Below are 17,543 nucleotides of genomic sequence, written 5' to 3'. Positions count from 1 at the left end.
GCGGGAATAGCTCAGTGGTAGAGCACAACCTTGCCAAGGTTGGGGTCGCGAGTTCGAATCTCGTTTCCCGCTCCATTCGGAACAAGTGGTGTGACAAGGTCGCGAGCTGGAGTGCCAGTCCAATGGCCCGCCAGTCCGATCGAATCTCGTTTCCCGCTCCATTTAGATTAAGCATGGCTTTTTCTAACGTGTGTCCCATTCGTCTAGTGGTCTAGGACACCGCCCTTTCACGGCGGTAACAGGGGTTCGAACCCCCTATGGGACGCCATTCTGTTTTACGCCGCAGTTTTGTGTTTCGACAGGCGGGAATAGCTCAGTGGTAGAGCACAACCTTGCCAAGGTTGGGGTCGCGAGTTCGAATCTCGTTTCCCGCTCCAGTCGAATGTCGCTCCAGTCGAATGTGACGTTGCAAGCAAAAGCATGACATAGCAGTACACCATCGCCTGACAGACACGATCATCGTGTTACGTCACTGGCGATTTTTTTGTGCCTGAAATTCCTCTCCACCCTGTTCTGCGCCTCTCGCTGGTGCTGCCCCTGGCGTGATTTTCACCCTCTGCTTGTTTCCCGTGGCGCACTAATGCCTTTCTGCCGTGTGTCTGATGTGGCAGCGCCGAATGCGTTACCATGCGCATCCAATATCTTGCATCTGATTTTCATGTTCGCGGACTGCGAGAAACGGTGCCATCACTGTTGCGCAATTGTTCTCAGATGCGTCTTTTCTGCTGTGCTGGCTGACAGCGTCAATCGATTACAGGTGTCCGATGTCACGACCTGCCTTGTCTATCCGTGGCCTGACCAAGGTCTACGGCAACGGTTTTGAGGCGCTCAAGGGGATTGATCTTGACGTCCCCGAGGGCGATTTCTTCGCGCTGCTGGGCCCCAATGGGGCCGGAAAGTCCACGACCCTCGGCGTGGTGAGTTCGCTGGTGCAGAAGACCGCAGGCAAGGTCGAGATCTCAGGAATCGATATCGACAAGGACTTCTCGAAGGCCAAGTATCACCTTGGTGTGGTGCCGCAGGAGTTCAACTTCAATCAGTTCGAGAAGGTGCAGGACATCGTGATGACCCAGGCGGGTTATTACGGCATGCCGATGAAGGAAGCGCGCCCGCGTGCCGAGCGCCTGCTCAGGGATCTCGGGCTGTGGGACAAGCGCGACACCCCGTCACGCATGCTGTCCGGTGGCATGAAGCGCCGTCTGATGATTGCCCGTGCGTTGATCCACAAGCCGCGCCTGCTGATTCTCGATGAGCCGACCGCTGGCGTGGATATCGAATTGCGCCGCTCGATGTGGGAGTTCATGCGCCGCATCAATCGGGAGGAGGGCACCACCATCATCCTCACCACGCATTACCTGGAAGAGGCCGAGAGCCTGTGCCGCAATATCGCCATCATCAACCATGGCGAGATCGTGCATAACACCAGCATGCGTGAGCTGCTCAAGGAGCTGGATGCGGAAACCTTCCTGCTCGACATTCGTGAGCCGCTGACCAAGGCGCCGGTGATTGCCGGGTTCGAGGTCTCCTTGAGTGACCCTCAGCAGCTGGCGCTCGCCGTGCGCAAGGGCCAGTCGATCAATACCGCCTTCGCGGCGCTGGATCGCGCCGGCATCACCGTGGTGTCGATGCGCAATCGTGCCAATCGCCTCGAGGAGCTGTTCGTCGACCTGGTCGAGCGCTCCAACGCCGAAAGCGGTATCGCCTCCAATGTCGCCAAGGAGATCACGCAGTGAACCCCCGTCAGCTATGGGTGGCTCTGGTCACCATCGTCGTCAAGGAAGTCCGTCGTTTCACGCGCATCTGGCCGCAGACGCTGTTGCCGCCTTCCATCACCATGACGCTCTATTTCGTCATCTTCGGCAATCTCATCGGCTCGCGCATCGGCACCATGGATGGCATCAGCTACATGGATTACATCGTGCCGGGGCTGATCATGATGTCGGTGATCACCAACTCGTATTCCAACGTGGCCTCGTCATTCTTCTCCAACAAGTTCCAGCGCAGCATCGAGGAGCTGATGGTCTCGCCGCTGCCCTCGTGGATCATCCTGCTCGGCTACATCATCGGTGGCGCCGTGCGCGGGCTGGGGGTCGGCATCATCGTGACCGCCGTGGCCTTCCTGTTCACGGATCTCGATATCCATCACCCCTTCCTGACCATCATGGTCGTGGTGCTGACGGCGCTGCTGTTCTCCATCGGTGGCTTCATCAATGCGCTGTTCGCGCGCAAGTTCGATGACATCTCGATCATTCCGACCTTCGTGCTGACTCCGCTGACCTACCTGGGGGGCGTCTTCTATTCCATCCACATGCTGCCGGAATTCTGGCAGACGGTGTCGCTGGCCAACCCGATCCTTTACATGGTCAACACCTTCCGCTACGGCATTCTGGGGGTCTCGGACATCAGCGTCGGCCCGGCGATGGCGGCCATCGTGGCCTTCATCATCGGCCTATTCGCCTTCGCGCTGTGGCTGCTGGAGCGTGGCAAGGGCATCCGCAGCTGAAGATGTCGCCCAGACGATGATGGTAAGATGCGCGCTATCGCGCCAGTGCATGCAACGCCGGCTTCTGCCGGCGTTCTGCTGTCTGCGCCCCTGATATCGATGCGTTATTGGCCTATTTCACTGGAGTGCTGTCATGGCTCACCCCACTGCCGTCAACGTGCCCGACGAGGCACGCCCCGAGACTCTCAAGGATGCCCCGCTCGGGCGAGAGTCCGCCTATCCCGAGCACTACGATGCCAGCCTGCTGTTTCCCATCGCGCGGGCAGCCAATCGTGGCCCCATTGGCATCGATGACGCGGCGCTGCCGTTCGTCGGTGAGGATGAGTGGCACGCCTTTGAAGTCTCCTGGCTGGATGAGGCCGGCAAGCCGTGGGTGCGCGTGGCACGCTTCCGCCTGCCGGCAGCCTCGCCGAACCTGATCGAATCCAAGTCCTGGAAGCTCTATCTCAACAGTCTCAATCAGAGCCGTTTCCCCGATCAGGCGGCGGTGCAGGCAACGCTGGAGCGTGACCTCGCCGCCGCGGCCGGTGCGCCGGTCGAGGTGCGTCTGCTGAAGCTGGACGATAGCGAGCTGGACGTCGGGCGTCTGCCGGGAGAGTGCCTCGATGACTTGCCGATCAGCGTCGAGCACTACACGCCGTCGCCGGAGGTGCTCAGCGCCGATGCCGCCGACATCGTTAGCGAAGACCTGCACAGCCACCTGCTCAAGTCCAACTGCCCGGTCACCGGCCAGCCGGACTGGGGTAGCGTGTGGATCCGTTATCGCGGCCCGCGTATCGATCGCGAGCGCCTGCTGGCCTATCTGATCAGCTATCGCCAGCATCAGGACTTCCACGAGCACTGTGTCGAGCATCTGTTCGTTGATCTGATGGCACGCGTGAAGCCAGAGTCTTTGCTGGTGATGGCGCGCTATGTACGTCGTGGTGGCCTGGACATCAGCCCGTGGCGTGCTACGCCAGATCTCGAGGCAGAGGCCCGTGCCAGCCTGCCGCTGCGTCTCTCGCGTCAGTAGTTCTCTCTATGCTCATGTCGTCTGATCGGCTTGCCAATCAGGCAGATAGCAGCGAGTGATGAGACGGCGTACCGGCGACATGCTAGTGTGAGAATCATTCTTATCTTAAGTCTGTGACAGGAGAGACGATGGACGCGCTGACGTTACTGCATGAACGCAATTCCATGGGCAAGCTGATGGCGCCGGCCCCGAGCGAGACGCAGATGGAGGCCATCTACCAGGCCGCCCTGCGCGCGCCGGACCACGCCGAGCTGACGCCTTGGCGCTTCATCGAATTCACGGGCAGCGGGCTTGAGCGTCTCGGCGAGCTGTTCGCCGAGGCGGAGCGCAACAAGTCGCCGGCGGGTGACGAGACCGCCCAGGCAGCGGCCAGCAAGAAGCCGCTGCGTGCGCCGATGGTGATCGCGGTGATCGCCAGGGTCACGCCGGACCACCCCAAGGTGCCGCGTGTCGAGCAGGTGGTCAGCGCCGGCTGTGCCGCCCACGCCATGCTGTATGCCGCTCAGGCCCAGGGGCTCGGTGGCATGTGGCGCACCGGCGGCTACGCCTTTGACCCCATCGTGCACGCAGGGCTGGGCATGGGTGAGCAGGATGAGCTGGTCGGCTTCCTTTATCTCGGCACTCCGGGCGGACGCCTCAAGCCATTGCCGAACCGCAAAAGTGCCGACTTCGTCGAACGCTGGCAGTGAGACGCTGAATGAACGAGCAGTTGCGCTCGAGTGGTGAAGCCTGGCCACCGCTGCCTTTGTCGCGTGACGGGCAGGGGCGGTCGGGCACTCTCGCGGCGCCGGTCAGTGACGATCTTTCACGGTTCCGTGATTGGCTGAGTCAGGCGATCCCGCTGGCCGCTCATCTGGGGCTTGTCGAGATGCAGTGGTCAGAGCCCGAGCGTGCGACGGGGCAGCTGAGCTGGCACCTGCGTCTGCCGCCCAATCTCAATGACAAGGGCACCGCCTTCGGAGGCGCCATGAGTCTCGAGGCGACCCTGTGTGGCTGGAGCTGGCTGACGCTCTGGCTGCGTGCCCGCGGTATCCAGCGCGATATCGTGGTGTCGCAGGCCAGTCAGCGGTTTCTGGCCCCGGTCAGTGGCGACTATCACATCCTCTGCGCGCCGGATGACATGGCAGCGCTGGACGAAGTGGGCGAGCGCCTGGCGGCAGGGCGGCGAGCGCGACTGTCGCTGACCCAGCAGCTGTGGTGTCAGGCCGAAGGGCAGTCCGCTCCGCGACTGTGTTTCGAGGCCCGCGGCGATTACGTGGTGCTGGGGCCGTGACGATGAGCACGCCCTTGGGCCAGTGCGCGGGTTGAGAGCACAGGGTGCAAGCGCAGGGTGAGGGCGCAGGGTCAGTGAGCAGAGTGAGAGCGCTGACGCTATCTATCTGAAAGTTTTTGGAAAAAAGGCTTGCGCCACTCGAAGGTTATCGATAATATACGCCGCGTTCTCAAGGGAAACACGACGCAGTCGGGTGACCAATGAGAGCACTGATCTGGAGGGGTGTCCGAGTGGTCGAAGGAGCACGCCTGGAAAGTGTGTAAGTCGAAAGGCTTCGAGGGTTCGAATCCCTCCTCCTCCACCAGATTCAGAAAAGCCCGCATCTCACGATGCGGGCTTTTCGCGTTTCTGAGCGAGCTATCGAGCTTGCACTACAGCGTCTGTCATCCTGAGCTGTTATCATGCCCGCCTTCAGACTCACCCCATCGCCTGTCTCACCTTCCCCGAACGCCTGATCTCGCGTCATGACGACTGTCATGCCGCCAGTGGCGTGGTCGGGTGACGTCGGGCCTGCTTCCGGGATATCCGGGGCATAAGATGGCGTGAGGCAAGACCGATTCCGCCTGCAAGAGGACACGAGATGGCTCGTATTGCCATGGCACGCCACATTCTGGTGAAGACCGAGGCCGAGGCGCAGCGTCTCAAGCAGTCACTGGAGCGCGGCCAGCCGTTCGAGAAACTGGCGAAGAAGCACTCCACCTGTCCCTCCGGCAAGCAGGGCGGTGACCTGGGCGAAGTGCGCCCCGGCCAGATGGTCGGCGGCATTGATCGCGCCATCTTCAAGGGCCCGCTCAATACCCTGCAGGGGCCGCTGAAGAGCAAGTTCGGCTATCACCTGCTGGAAGTCTTCTTCCGCGGCTGATGCCTGCCAGGCCTTTGCGGCCCCCGTGTTTCCCGGCGCCAGCGTGACGCTTCGTCACCGCCCACCTTTTTCATTTCAAACGGATATTCCCTCGTGATCTCTACCGCCAATCTCACCATGCAGTTCGGTGCCAAGCCGCTGTTTGAAGACGTCTCCGCCAAGTTCGGGCGTGGCAATCGCTACGGCTTGATCGGTGCCAACGGCTGCGGCAAGTCGACCATGATGAAGATTCTCGGTGGCGATCTGGAGCCGTCCGGTGGTCACGTCATGCTCGAGCCCAACATCCGTCTGGGCAAGCTGCGTCAGGACCAGTTCGCCTATGAGGAATACACGGTGCTCGACACCGTCATCATGGGCCACGAGCGTCTGGCCGTGGTCAAGGCCGAGCGTGACCGCATCTACTCGCTGCCGGAGATGAGCGAGGAAGACGGCATGAAGGTCGCCGACCTCGAGGTCGAATTCGCCGAGCTTGACGGCTACACCGCCGAAGCGCGTGCCGGTGAGCTGCTGATGGGCCTCGATATCCCCATCGAGCAGCACCTGGGACCGATGAGCGAAGTCGCGCCGGGCTGGAAGCTGCGCGTGCTGCTGGCACAGGCGCTGTTCTCCGATCCTGACGTCCTGCTGCTCGATGAGCCGACCAACCACCTGGACATCAACACCATCCGCTGGTTGGAAGGCGTGCTGACCGCGCGGTCCAGCACCATGATCATCATCTCGCACGACCGTCACTTCCTGAACAGTGTCTGCACCCACATGGCGGACCTGGATTACGGTGAGCTGCGCCTGTTCCCGGGCAACTACGACGAGTACATGACCGCCGCCACCCAGGCGCGTGAACAGCTGCAGGCCGACAACGCCAAGAAGAAGGCGCAGATCGCCGAGCTGCAGTCCTTCGTCAGCCGCTTCTCCGCCAACGCCTCCAAGGCCAAGCAGGCGACCTCGCGTGCCAAGCAGATCGACAAGATCCAGCTCAACGAGATCAAGCCGTCCTCACGCGTCAGCCCGTTCATCCGCTTCGAGCAGACCAGGAAGGTCCACAACAACGCGGTGATGATCGACAAGCTCTCCAAGGGCTTCGACGGCAACACCCTGTTCGAGAACTTCAGCTTCACGGTCGCCGCCGGTGAGCGTGTCGCCATCATCGGCCCGAACGGCATCGGCAAGACCACGCTGCTGCGCACCCTGGTCGGCGAGATGCACCCGGACGCCGGTGAAGTGAAGTGGACCGACGCCGCGGACGTCGGCTACTACGCGCAGGACCACGCCCATGACTTCGCCAACGACATGAGCCTCTATGACTGGATGGCGCAGTGGACCGGCGGCGGTGAGCAGGTCGTGCGTGGCACCCTGGGTCGCATGCTGTTCTCCAATGATGACATCCAGAAGTCGGTCAAGGTCATCTCCGGTGGCGAGCAGGGCCGCATGCTGTTCGGCAAGCTGATCCTCAAGCAGCCCAACGTGCTGGTGATGGATGAGCCGACCAACCACCTGGACATGGAATCCATCGAGGCGCTCAACCTCGCGCTGGAAAACTACCCGGGCACCCTGATCTTCGTCAGCCACGACCGTGAATTCGTCGGCTCGCTGGCCACCCGCATCATCGAGCTGAAGGCCGATGGCGTGGTCGACTTCTCCGGCACCTACGATGATTACCTGCGCAGCCAGGGCGTCATCGTCTGAGACGCGCCGTGACTGGCTAGTCTGTCCGGTCTGACAAGACACCCTCATCGTCTCTGACGGTGGGGGTGTCGTGCATTCAGGGCGAGGGTGGGAATGAGAAGTGAAGAGGTAGGGCCGGGCTGGTGGGCGAGGCTGGTGAGAGGTGACAGGCAGGCAGATAGGCAGGCCAGGTAGATATGGCCGGCAGATGGTCTACAGGGCTTCAGCACACGTCGGCGAAGGTCTTGTCAGTCTCTGGAGCTTGCTGGACAACTCCCAGCAAGACCTGACATCTGACCGGGCTGAAAATTATTTTCAACCATGACATCTGTGGCCCTCTCATCGTCGTACTGAAGGAGCGCACCACTGAATTAACCGGTAACAGCGCTTGTTCATCCGATGGTCAACAAGAATAAATCGCATTGATGGATGCTGCGTTTTTTCAGCGTTTACTTGATATCCTGGCCTGAAAGTTACACCGGGTTACGCAATGAATGAGATGAGTAGTCCTTGCGATGGGGTTAGAGTCTGAGGATGGTCGTGGCGTCAGGGCGGCATGAGTCACGCTTTAATAGTGTTTCCGATATTTTGTTGAATCACGGATTATTATCCTTTTAAATTGCGATCTCACCGAAAGAGAGGAATGAGTTCTGTTGATGATTGATTTCTTTCGTTGAAATCACACTTCATTGAACGGTCGAATAGTTAACGCTGATGGTGACGAGATATAGTGGCGTTTCGAGCTGATGAGTGTTCATCAATAGTGCCTCATTGTCGTGATGCTGGCATGTGATGTCAGTCGACTTTCACAAAGTCTATTGCTCATCCTGGGATGGCCTGTAGTCCATGTGTTTCAAATGACGAATGGCTTTTCAGTCACTCAGCTGTGAAGTGGCTCGCCAATCGTGGTGCTCTTCAGGATTCATAAGCATTTGCTGTTGATGACGTTTCCGGTCTTGATGCAAACGAGTCCCGGTTGTATGGCGTATCTGCAGCCACTGGCGCCATGCCATGGAAGTGATGATGCCTGATGCGCTTTTATATGCCGGGAATGTGTCTTGCGCCATTCACCTGTTGCGGGTTTCGGATGTCATCAACACATTGTTTGTCATTTTGTATTTGGCGATCAGGTATTTGATACACCGAGTTGCCAAGTCGCATTGTATGAATAATCACCTCGAGACAATACCGTCATTGGTTCACGCCACTGACTGAAATCGTGTGCGGATGATCAGTGGGCTCAGGAAGTAGCCAAGTGTCTATATCGCTGACAGGCACCCCTGTTTTTCCCATGAATATTTGTCGGTGATGGCATATCTCATGTCTGAACTAAGGCAAAAGACTTACGTAAACTGGAAGAGAAATTCTCGATGCCCATCTGTCGTTGGCTGCCCCATCTCCTGCTTGCTGTCCTGCCTGTCATCGCTCAGGCAGACGGGGCGATGTCACCTGCTGATCTTGCAGGTCCCGATGTGAAGGCCGCCGGCACTGCTGACGCGCCGAGTGTGGCGTTCTACTACGGCAATGATCTTCCGTATGAGCAGCTCGATCAGTTCGACTGGGTCGTGGTGGAAGCGGATAGCGTCAAGGGGCGCCACTCGTCCTCCTCGTCAGACGACAGCGAGCCCGAGGATACAGCGAGCGGCAATGCGATGCCGCAGGGCCTCAAGCGTCTGGCTGCCCATGGCAGTGAGGTCTTTGCCTATCTGAGCGTCGGTGAACTGGAAGGCTGGCGTCAGGGTGTCTCGGGTGATCTCGAGGCGGCGACACGTGGCGTCAATGCCGATTGGAACAGCAAGGTCGCGGATCTTTCTGACCCGCGTTGGCAGCAGCATCTGGCTCAGCGAGCTGATGCACTCTGGCAGCAGGGTTATCGAGGGTTGTTTCTCGATACGCTGGACAGCTATTGGCGCTTCACCGATGACGCCGCCGAGGCCAGAGTTCAACAGCAATCGCTGGTCTCCATCATCAAGCGGATTCATCAACGCCATCCCGAGATGAAGCTGATCATGAATCGCGGCTTCGAGGTGCTCGATGCCGTGCAGGAGGATGTTGTCGGTGTGGCGGCGGAATCTCTCTATCGACGCTGGAATCCGAAAAGCGAGCACTATGCGCGGGTGAGCGATGAGGATAGCGAATGGCTCGCCGACAAGCTGCAACACGTGACGGATCTTGGTCTGACGGCGATTGCCATCGACTACGTGCCCCCCGCCCAGCGCAAGCTGGCGCGCAAGACTGCCAGGCGTATCCACGACGCCGGTTTCGTGCCGTGGGTCAGCGTGCCTGCCCTCAATCAGATGGGGGTCGGACTGATCGAGCCGGTACCGCGCCGCATTCTGGCGTTCTACGACAAGGCCAGTGCACATGAGAATGACATCGCGGATACCGACCTCTTCCGCTATCTGGGCGTGATTCTCGAGTACATGGGGTACGCGGTGGAATATCGCGATATCAATGCACCGCTGCCGACAGATGTGCTCAAGGGACGCTATGCCGGCATTGTCACCTGGTTGCCTTCCTCTGATAGCGCGCCCATCGACTTTGACCGCTGGCTGGCACGGCAGATGCGGGAAGGTACCCGCATCGCGATGCTGGGGTCGCCTGCGGTGGATTTCCATGGGGAAGTCGGTGCCTTGACCGGCCTGCGCGGTTATTCGGCAGACGGCAGTACCTCTCACAAGGAAATCCATCATGATGCGATGATTGATTTCGAGGGAATGCTGCAGGGCAATCCGAAATTCCAGGGGGGCTTCAACAGCCAGCGCGAGGACAACATTTCCCACCTGGAGCTTGAGGACAATCGCGGCAATCGCTTTTCACCGGTCATGACAGGTGACTGGGGCGGCGTGGCGGTCGCTCCCTGGGTCTTGAGTGGCATCGGCTCACAGTCACGCTGGATCATTGACCCCTTCGCCTTCCTGAAGACGTCGCTGAACCTGAAACCTTTCCCGATGCCGGACGCCACGACCGAGAATGGCGCGCGTTACTGGGAGACGCATATCGATGGTGACGCCTTCATCAGTCACGCGGAGTTCCCCGGCACCCCCTTCACCGGCAAGGTGCTCTATGACGAGGTGCTCAGCAAGTACAAGGTGCCGACCACTGTCTCCGTGGTAGAAGGCGAGTTCGGCCCGGTCAGCATGCGCCCGCAGGATGGCCCCGAGCTTGAGCCCTTGGCGCGGCGTATCTTCGCCCTGCCATGGGTAGAGGCGGCCACCCATACCTTCAGTCACCCCTTTTCCTGGTTGCAGATCAAGGAAGGGGATCTGGCAGGTGAGGGTGAGACGGCAGCAGGCTTTGGCTACAACCTGCCACTGGGTGATTACCGCTTCGACTACAAGCGCGAGATCATCGGGTCTTCCGATTACATCGAAAAGACGCTGCTGCCTCCGAACAAGAAGGTGAAGATGATTCTGTGGTCCGGTGATGCACTGCCACCGGAGAAGCCACTGGCCATCACGCGTGAGTACGGGCTCGCCAACCTCAATGGCGGCAATACCGATATCACCAGGGACAATCCGTCGCTGACCCAGATGTCACCGATGCTGCGTCCGGTGGGGGATGAGTTGCAGGTACTGGCAGCGCAGATCAATGAGAACGTCTACACCAACGAGATGCAGGGGCCGCTCTGGGGTTACCGTCGTGTCATCGAGACCTTCCAGCTGACGGACGAGCCACGTCGCTTCAAGTCACTCAGCATCTACTACCACTTCTATTCCGCCGCGACCCCGGCGGCGTTGCGGGCCCTCAAGCAGGTCTATGACTACGTGCTGACCCTCGACACCTTGCCGCTGCATACCTCCGCCTGGAGCAAGGTGGCACGCGACTGGTATTCCGTGGGTGTTGCTCGCCGTCTGGAGGGGGGCTGGCAGGTCACCGGCACCCGCAATACCCGCACGCTGCGCCTGCCGCGTGAAATGGGATGGCCGGATCTGTCTGCCTCGCAGGGCGTGGCCGGTGTGCGAGATATCAAGCCGGGACGTTATGTGGCCCTCAGCGGAGGTGACAAGGCGGTGCTGATCACGCAGGACACCCCTCCGAATGCACCCTATCTCAAGCATGCCAATGGTCGTCTGATGGCAGAGCCGGTGCGCCATGATGGCTCGCTGAGCATGACGCTGGCCGCTGATACCGTGGATCTCAAGGTCGAGCTTGGTGCCACCCGAGGATGTCGTGTCACGGCGCCGGGCGCGCAGGCCACTGAGGATGGGGATGGTACCCGATTGAATTACGCAGGCCCCGGCCCCGTGACCATCGAGGTGGCTTGCCATGCGTCTGACTGATCGTTTGCTCTCGCCGCTGGGCCTCAAGGTGGCTGGCGTCGGCATGGTGCTGACCCTGGTGGCTGTCTTCCCGGCACGCCATCTGCTGGATGAAGAGGCACCGGATGCTGACAACGACCGCCACGCGGCCTTGCTGTTCGCCCAGGCGCGTCTGAATTCCGCCCCGGATGAACTGGACAACCGCATGGCCGTGGCGCGTCTGCAGATCGCCAGTGGTGATTATCTCAATGCCGAGCACACGCTGGCTCCGGTAGAGGCATCCAACAGGCCTGATGTGCGCTGGGCATTGCTGGAAGTGAAGTGGGGGCAGTATCTGGCATCATCGCCCGATGTCCGGGAGCAAAAGTTGCCGGCGTTGAGTCGGGCGCTACATCAGTATGCCCAGCAGATGGTCGCTGGCGATGAAAGTGCCTTGCCGGAAAGGGCGGTGGGGCAGCTCAACAAGATCGCCAGCTGGTGGCTGAATATCGGTGAGCCGGCTCAGGCCGCTGCCTGTTATGAACTGCTGGGCGATCGCGCCGATGATCAGCGCGTGCACTGGTACGGAGAGGCGGCGCGTGTCTGGTTGCAGGCCAATCGCCCTGAACGCTCTGCCGAGGCCTGGCACAAGGCCTGGCGCCTCTCCACCGATGATGCCCCGATGGCCAGCCTGGTGCAGTGGGTGATACCTGCTGCCATGGCGGCGGAAATCACGCCGCTCGAGGCGGCCAGGCGATCATTGACGGCGGCGCTGCAGGCGGATGATTCGCGCCAGGCCATGCGTTATGCCCGAGAGTATCTGGCGCATGACCCGCAGGATGCCGAGCTGCTCAAGATCGGCATCGGCATTGCGCTCGACAGTGATGAGCCCGAGCAGGCCTATCGCTGGTCAGCCGATCTGCTGGCACTCGATCCGGATGACCTTGAGGGCGTGCAGCGCCATGCAGCGCTGGCCATGGGGCTCGGGCATCTGGATGAGGCGACCCGGTTGCTCAAGTCCCTGCACGAGCGCGAGCCCGATGATCTCGAACATCTTCGTTCATTGGCGGATGTCGAACGCTGGAACGGCAATCCCGCTGCTGCTCTGAAATATGAGCAGGAGCTGGCCGAGCGAACCCGAACACCGCAAGACCTGCGCAAGGTCGCGGCACTGGCGATCGGGCTGAGTGATTATCCAGCGTCTCGCCAGGCACTGGAGCAGCTTCAGCGCACCGGCGCCATGAACATCACCGATCGCACCCGCTACATTCACGTGCTGGACCATCTTGGCTATCCCGACGTTGCCATCAGCGTGCTGCGTGATTGGCAGCAGCATGACCTGCTCGACGCCAACCTGATGGCGCGCCTGGCTACTTTCCTGGAGCAGACCGGTCAGCTGAAGGCGTCTTCTGATGCTTGGGCGGCGCTATCGGAGCGTTTCAAGAGCCAACGCTCCGTCACCGCGATGGATCAAAGCCGAGTGCTGATCAAACGCTGGGATTTCAAGGGCGCTCTTGCGGTCCTTGACCAGGTCGCACCGCCGAGTGATCCCGAACCCCGAGCGGACTACTGGCAGAAGCGTGCGTTGCTCGCGACGACGCTGGGTGATCGTCAGGACATGGTGGTATCGCTGAGCCACAAGAGCCTTGCGACACCGTTGGAGTCCTGGGAAAACAATCAGTTGATGCAGGCTGCCAGTGAAGATCGTGATCTTGAGTTGGTGACGCGCCTGGCCAGGCAGCGCTGGCACCAGCAACAGGATGGGTCGGCGTTGCTGCGTGCCGTTCAGCTGGCATTGGAGCTGGGGCAGCCTGAAGAGGCGCGTGAGCTGATGAAGCTCGCGAAGCAGCACCCTGACAAGGTGGAAAGCCTGGCCGAGTACTGGAGCGTACGCGGCAGCCTTGCGCTGCGTGACCACAGGAACCATCACGCCATCGAGATCTATCGTCAGGCGCTGGTGCGCTTTCCGGACCATCGTGAACTGGCGGCGGGCGGCCTGCAGGCCATGGCGGCTGCCGGCGAACTCGACCTGCTGCGTGAGCACCTCAAGCGCTGGGATCAGGAAGGGCGTAACTCACTGGTGATGGCCGAAGCCGTGGCGACCGGTTATCGCACTCTGGGTGACACGGCGCGGGCGACCCATTGGTATCGCTACATGATGGCCAACTATCCCGCCGATTCCACTCGCCAGATCGTGCTGGCAGACCTGATGCGCAAGGCGGGTCATGGCAATGAAGCCTTCCGTCTGCGCCGTCATGCCCTGAGCGAACTGGCCCCGGAACTGGTTCGTCAACTGGACCAACTGGATGATCGCGATCGACTGCAGGCCCAGATTGATGCACTCGGCGCATCGCGGGAGCAGATGGGCGCTGAGCAGAGCACCCGATGGCATGATCTGATATTGGCTCGACTCGCACCTCTGGCGTCAAGTGACGAGGGAAATCTTGCCCAGCAGACACTGGCTGGCATGGACCAGACCGCCCGTCAGCGCTATCTGTGGCGCGTGCAGAAACAGTTCGGGCAGACCCCCGACATCAGCCACACGCTGCAGGTCGCCATCAGTCGGCGTGACACCGCCACGCTGACCCGACTGCTGGAACAGCGTGAGCCTGCCTTGCAACTCGATGAGCGTTTTCTTGCCTATTCCGCCCTGGGGCGCGATGCAGATGCCCTGCGGGTTGCCGAGCAGCTGCAGGCCGGCGGCAATGACATGCGCAGCGAAATCGCCAGCCTGCGCCGTGAGCTGCCTGAGCGCGCGGCGGTCACGGTGTCCCATCAGGAGATCAGTGATCTCGAGATCGAGCAACAGCAGGCGATGTTCGAGACTAGCAGTGACGATTTCACCAGCCGTCTGACGCTGGGAACTCGTCAGCTCGACAGTGATGGCACTGCTCCGGAAGTGGATGCCGATGGACTGGAGAACGAGCGCTATCTGGAGCTTTCCAGCAAGCGTCGGGACCAGGATGGCGCCGGGAGCACCCGGCTGTCTCTCGGCAGCGTGGCGAGTGACGCTGATTCGCGTCTGACAGCAAGTCTGCGTCGTGACTGGAACTGGAGCGACAACCTGAATCTTGGCCTGTTTGCCAGCTACAACCAGACCACCGATGCCAGTGATCTACTGCGCCTGCTCGCGGTGGAAGACCGTGTCGGCATGGAATTCGGCTGGCAGCTGACCGCGCGTGACCAACTCTCGATGACGGCCTACCAGCGTCAGTTCAGCTCGATGGATTCCCGTGAATCTCTGGCCGAGGGCTCGGTTTTCGATGCCCAGTGGCGTCATGCCGTGATTTCCGGTGCGCGTTACCGCCTCGAGACCCGCGTATTCGCCAACCATGAATCCAGCGATCTGGCCTCGAGCCTGCCGGAGGAAACGGCAGCACGCCTCACGTCAGGCAGCACGATCGGTTCTCTGTTCAGCGATGACTCGAGCTATGTCGGCGGTGGCTTCCAGATTAGTCGAGGCCTGCCGGGCAGTGCCTATCCACAGGTGGCCTCACCGCGCATGAGTCTTGACGTCAGCGGTGGCTATCGCATGCCGACGGGCGATTTCAGCACCCGAGTCGGCGTAGGTCTGGGCGCCAGCATTCTGGGCGGAGACGAACTGAGTCTCGAATTCACCGCTGATGATGGCACCGGTGTCGATGACGCCACACGGCTGGGCTCGGCTCTCACCTATCAGATGTTTCTGGGTAGCTGACGTCATGTCAGCGAAGCCTGGCAAAAGCTGAACCGATGTCGCGCTGGCGGGGTTGAGACACGCGCGTGACTCCCGACATTTTTTGCGGGCCCTGCGAAGGCCCTCTCACAAGGAAGACAAGCAATGCGTTTGATGACTGCAAGCAAGACCCTGGCAACCGCCGCCCTGGCACTGGCTCTGACGGCCTGCGCGGGCACCACGCGTGTCCACCAGTCCACGTCGCTTCAGGCCGATGCCGCCTGGGCCATCGCTCCGTTGGCCAATCACTCCGAAACCCCGCTGGCAGGGGAAAAGGCCCGCGGCATGCTGGTCACCAGCCTGGCGCGTGAAGGCATCGCCTCGCCGCGTATCGTGCCGCGCAAGACACCGGTCAATCCGCTGGCCATCAATGATGATGTCGATCAGCAGGAAGCCTTGAGCTGGGCGCAGCAGCATGGCGTGCGCTATCTGGTCACCGGTGCGGTGGAGGAGTGGCATTACAAGGCCGGTCTGGATGGAGAGCCTGCCGTAGGCATGACGCTGCAAGTGGTCGATGTCAGCTCCGGCAACCTGCTGTGGAGTGGTAGTGGTGCACGTGGCGGTTGGGGCTTCTCGACCTTGAGCGGTGAAGCCAATGACCTGCTGGATGACCTGGTAGACGACATCGCCCTGGCGCAATGAGGTGACCGTGAACGCTCCCCAATCCTTCAACGATCTTCCGAAGATCGAACAGGTCAGTGCCGAGCAGTCCGATAGTGACCTGCAAGCGGCGCTGGCAGGTACTGCCGGTAGCCGACGCTGGTGGATGGACATGCTGTTGCTGGCAGTCCTGCTGCCGCTGGCGGGTGTGGTGCTGCATCCGCAGGACCCGCTGCTGCTGGCGACCGGCATGCCCTGGCTGCTGATGGCCGGCCCCATTCTGATGGGGGGCAAGCATGGTGTGGCCGCGGGTCTGGTGGCCGGTCTGATCGGTATCGTGCTGATGGCGGCCGAGAGCCTGCTGTTGGCAGGTGCCGATGTCTCAGGTACTGGCCTGGCATCACTGGCCGAGGGCTTGAATGGCAGCTTCGCGGTCAATGCTGCCGCACTGCTGGTGCTTGGCCTGCTGTGTGGTGAAATCACCGCACACTGGCGGCGCCAGTATCGGCGTGTCGTGCTGGCAGGCCACCACCAGGCCCGCCGCCAGGAAACCTTCCTGCGTCACTACCACACGCTGCGTGTCTCGCATGACCAGCTGGCGGAGCGCATGGCAGCCACGCCCTTCACGCTGCGTGATGCCTTGACCCGGCTTGGGCGTCAGTTCCATGCGCGCATGCTGTCTGAAGCGGTGCGTGACAGTCGCCACACCCTGGAACTCATGGGTGAGGAAATGCTGGCCTTCGTCGCTCAGTATTCTCGTGTGCGTCAGATGGCATTGGTGCCTGTTGACGCGAATGGAGCGCTGGGCGCTCCGTCAGCCTGGCTGGGTGCGCGTGGCAAGCTGGCACTGGATCATCCGATGCTGACCGATTGCGTGATGCATGGCGAGATGACAAGCCTTGAGGATTACACCGAGGTTGCGGAGGGCATGCCGCTCTGCGTGGTGCCGCTGGTGGACCTCGATGGACAGGTGCATGGACTGTTCGTGGTGCTCGACATGCCGTTTGTCGATTTCCATGAGGGCCAGTTGCAGTTGCTGTCCGTCATCGGTGCGCGCCTTGGCGAGCACATGGCCATCACGCCGCGTGATGAAAGTGCGCTGCACGGCAGTCTGGCGCGTTGGCAGCAGCATGTGCGGCGCAATCGGGTCGAAGCGGTCGCGATCACGCTGACTCTCGGTTACACGGTGACCGATGAGCAGGCCCACGACATCAGTGGTGCCATCGATGAGCAGCGCCGTGGACTGGATGAGTGCTTCGATCTTTCTCTCAAGAGCGGGCAGCGCAGCTGGGTGACGATCATGCCGCTGACGGGAGAGCGCGCGATGACCTCCTATCGCGCCCGCATGTCGGCCGCACTGGACCGTCTGTTCGAGGACCCGGCCGTGGCACGGTCGTTGATGTTCGAGGCCATGCCGCTGGACGGCAAGACCTCCGTGACCGAGCTGATGGAGTCCTTGCGACGCACCCCGTGCGTTCAGTCCCATTCGCATGCGGTCTCTCTCGAGAAGCCCTGGCAGCAGCCCGTATCGACCAGAAGGGGGCAGCAGGCTGCCAGTGCTGGAACGGATGCGTCGGGCAAGCCTGATCTGAAGAACTCCACGCTGCACAAGGTAGCCACTCGGCAGACCGCGTCGGGCGAGATTGTCGATGAGGCCGTGCATGTCAACTCCTGA

The 17,543-nt window shown here is 60.9% G+C and carries 11 protein-coding genes and 4 tRNA genes; all 15 read left to right on the top strand.

The features are described 5' to 3' along the window. A tRNA-Gly gene (locus tag CDPAHKCJ_RS05435) sits at window positions 1-75 on the top strand. A gap of 117 nt (window positions 76-192) precedes the next feature. Further along, window positions 193-268, top strand: a tRNA-Glu gene (locus tag CDPAHKCJ_RS05430). 34 nt (window positions 269-302) lie between these two features. After that, window positions 303-377: transfer RNA gene (locus CDPAHKCJ_RS05425), tRNA-Gly, on the top strand. 387 nt (window positions 378-764) lie between these two features. After that, on the top strand, window positions 765-1,733 hold the full coding sequence (locus CDPAHKCJ_RS05420) for an ABC transporter ATP-binding protein (RefSeq protein ID WP_166018961.1): 969 nt from the start codon (window positions 765-767) through the stop codon (window positions 1,731-1,733). Continuing rightward, window positions 1,730-2,503, top strand: a complete 774-nt coding sequence (locus CDPAHKCJ_RS05415; protein ID WP_043333883.1) for an ABC transporter permease — start codon at window positions 1,730-1,732, stop codon at window positions 2,501-2,503. The genes CDPAHKCJ_RS05420 and CDPAHKCJ_RS05415 overlap by 4 nt, the downstream gene beginning before the upstream one ends. Window positions 2,504-2,636: 133 nt before the next feature. Then, on the top strand, window positions 2,637-3,515 hold the full coding sequence (gene queF, locus CDPAHKCJ_RS05410; RefSeq protein ID WP_166018960.1) for an NADPH-dependent 7-cyano-7-deazaguanine reductase QueF: 879 nt from the start codon (window positions 2,637-2,639) through the stop codon (window positions 3,513-3,515). Window positions 3,516-3,643: 128 nt separating this feature from the next. Further along, the gene (locus CDPAHKCJ_RS05405; protein ID WP_166018959.1) at window positions 3,644-4,204 is read left to right on the top strand and encodes a nitroreductase family protein; all 561 of its coding nucleotides are present in this window, start codon (window positions 3,644-3,646) and stop codon (window positions 4,202-4,204) included. 8 nt (window positions 4,205-4,212) lie between these two features. Further along, window positions 4,213-4,788, top strand: a complete 576-nt coding sequence (locus CDPAHKCJ_RS05400; RefSeq protein WP_166018958.1) for a YiiD C-terminal domain-containing protein — start codon at window positions 4,213-4,215, stop codon at window positions 4,786-4,788. Between the two features lie 216 nt (window positions 4,789-5,004). After that, a tRNA-Ser gene (locus tag CDPAHKCJ_RS05395) sits at window positions 5,005-5,092 on the top strand. Between the two features lie 276 nt (window positions 5,093-5,368). Continuing rightward, entirely contained in the window at window positions 5,369-5,650 is a 282-nt protein-coding gene (locus CDPAHKCJ_RS05390) for a peptidylprolyl isomerase (protein ID WP_043333877.1), read from the top strand. Window positions 5,651-5,743: 93 nt separating this feature from the next. Further along, entirely contained in the window at window positions 5,744-7,333 is a 1,590-nt protein-coding gene (locus tag CDPAHKCJ_RS05385) for an ABC-F family ATPase (protein WP_166018957.1), read from the top strand. A 1,421-nt stretch (window positions 7,334-8,754) separates the two neighbouring features. Beyond that, complete coding sequence (locus tag CDPAHKCJ_RS05380; protein ID WP_240916659.1) at window positions 8,755-11,595, top strand: endo alpha-1,4 polygalactosaminidase; 2,841 nt, start codon at window positions 8,755-8,757, stop codon at window positions 11,593-11,595. After that, window positions 11,582-15,250 carry a tetratricopeptide repeat protein gene (locus tag CDPAHKCJ_RS05375; protein WP_166018956.1) on the top strand — a complete coding sequence of 1,223 codons (3,669 nt, stop codon included), beginning with the start codon at window positions 11,582-11,584 and terminating at the stop codon, window positions 15,248-15,250. The genes CDPAHKCJ_RS05380 and CDPAHKCJ_RS05375 overlap by 14 nt, the downstream gene beginning before the upstream one ends. 123 nt (window positions 15,251-15,373) lie before the next feature. Beyond that, window positions 15,374-15,910, top strand: coding sequence for a hypothetical protein (locus CDPAHKCJ_RS05370; protein ID WP_166018955.1), 537 nt, complete (start codon window positions 15,374-15,376; stop codon window positions 15,908-15,910). Between the two features lie 7 nt (window positions 15,911-15,917). Next, entirely contained in the window at window positions 15,918-17,543 is a 1,626-nt protein-coding gene (locus tag CDPAHKCJ_RS13525; RefSeq protein ID WP_166018954.1) for a PelD GGDEF domain-containing protein, read from the top strand.

Origin of the sequence: Cobetia sp. MB87 (genome assembly GCF_011319755.1) — a bacterium.
Classification (GTDB): Bacteria; Pseudomonadota; Gammaproteobacteria; order Pseudomonadales; family Halomonadaceae; genus Cobetia.
Note: the sequence above shows the minus strand (reverse complement) of the source record. Positions and strands in the feature narration are given on the sequence as shown.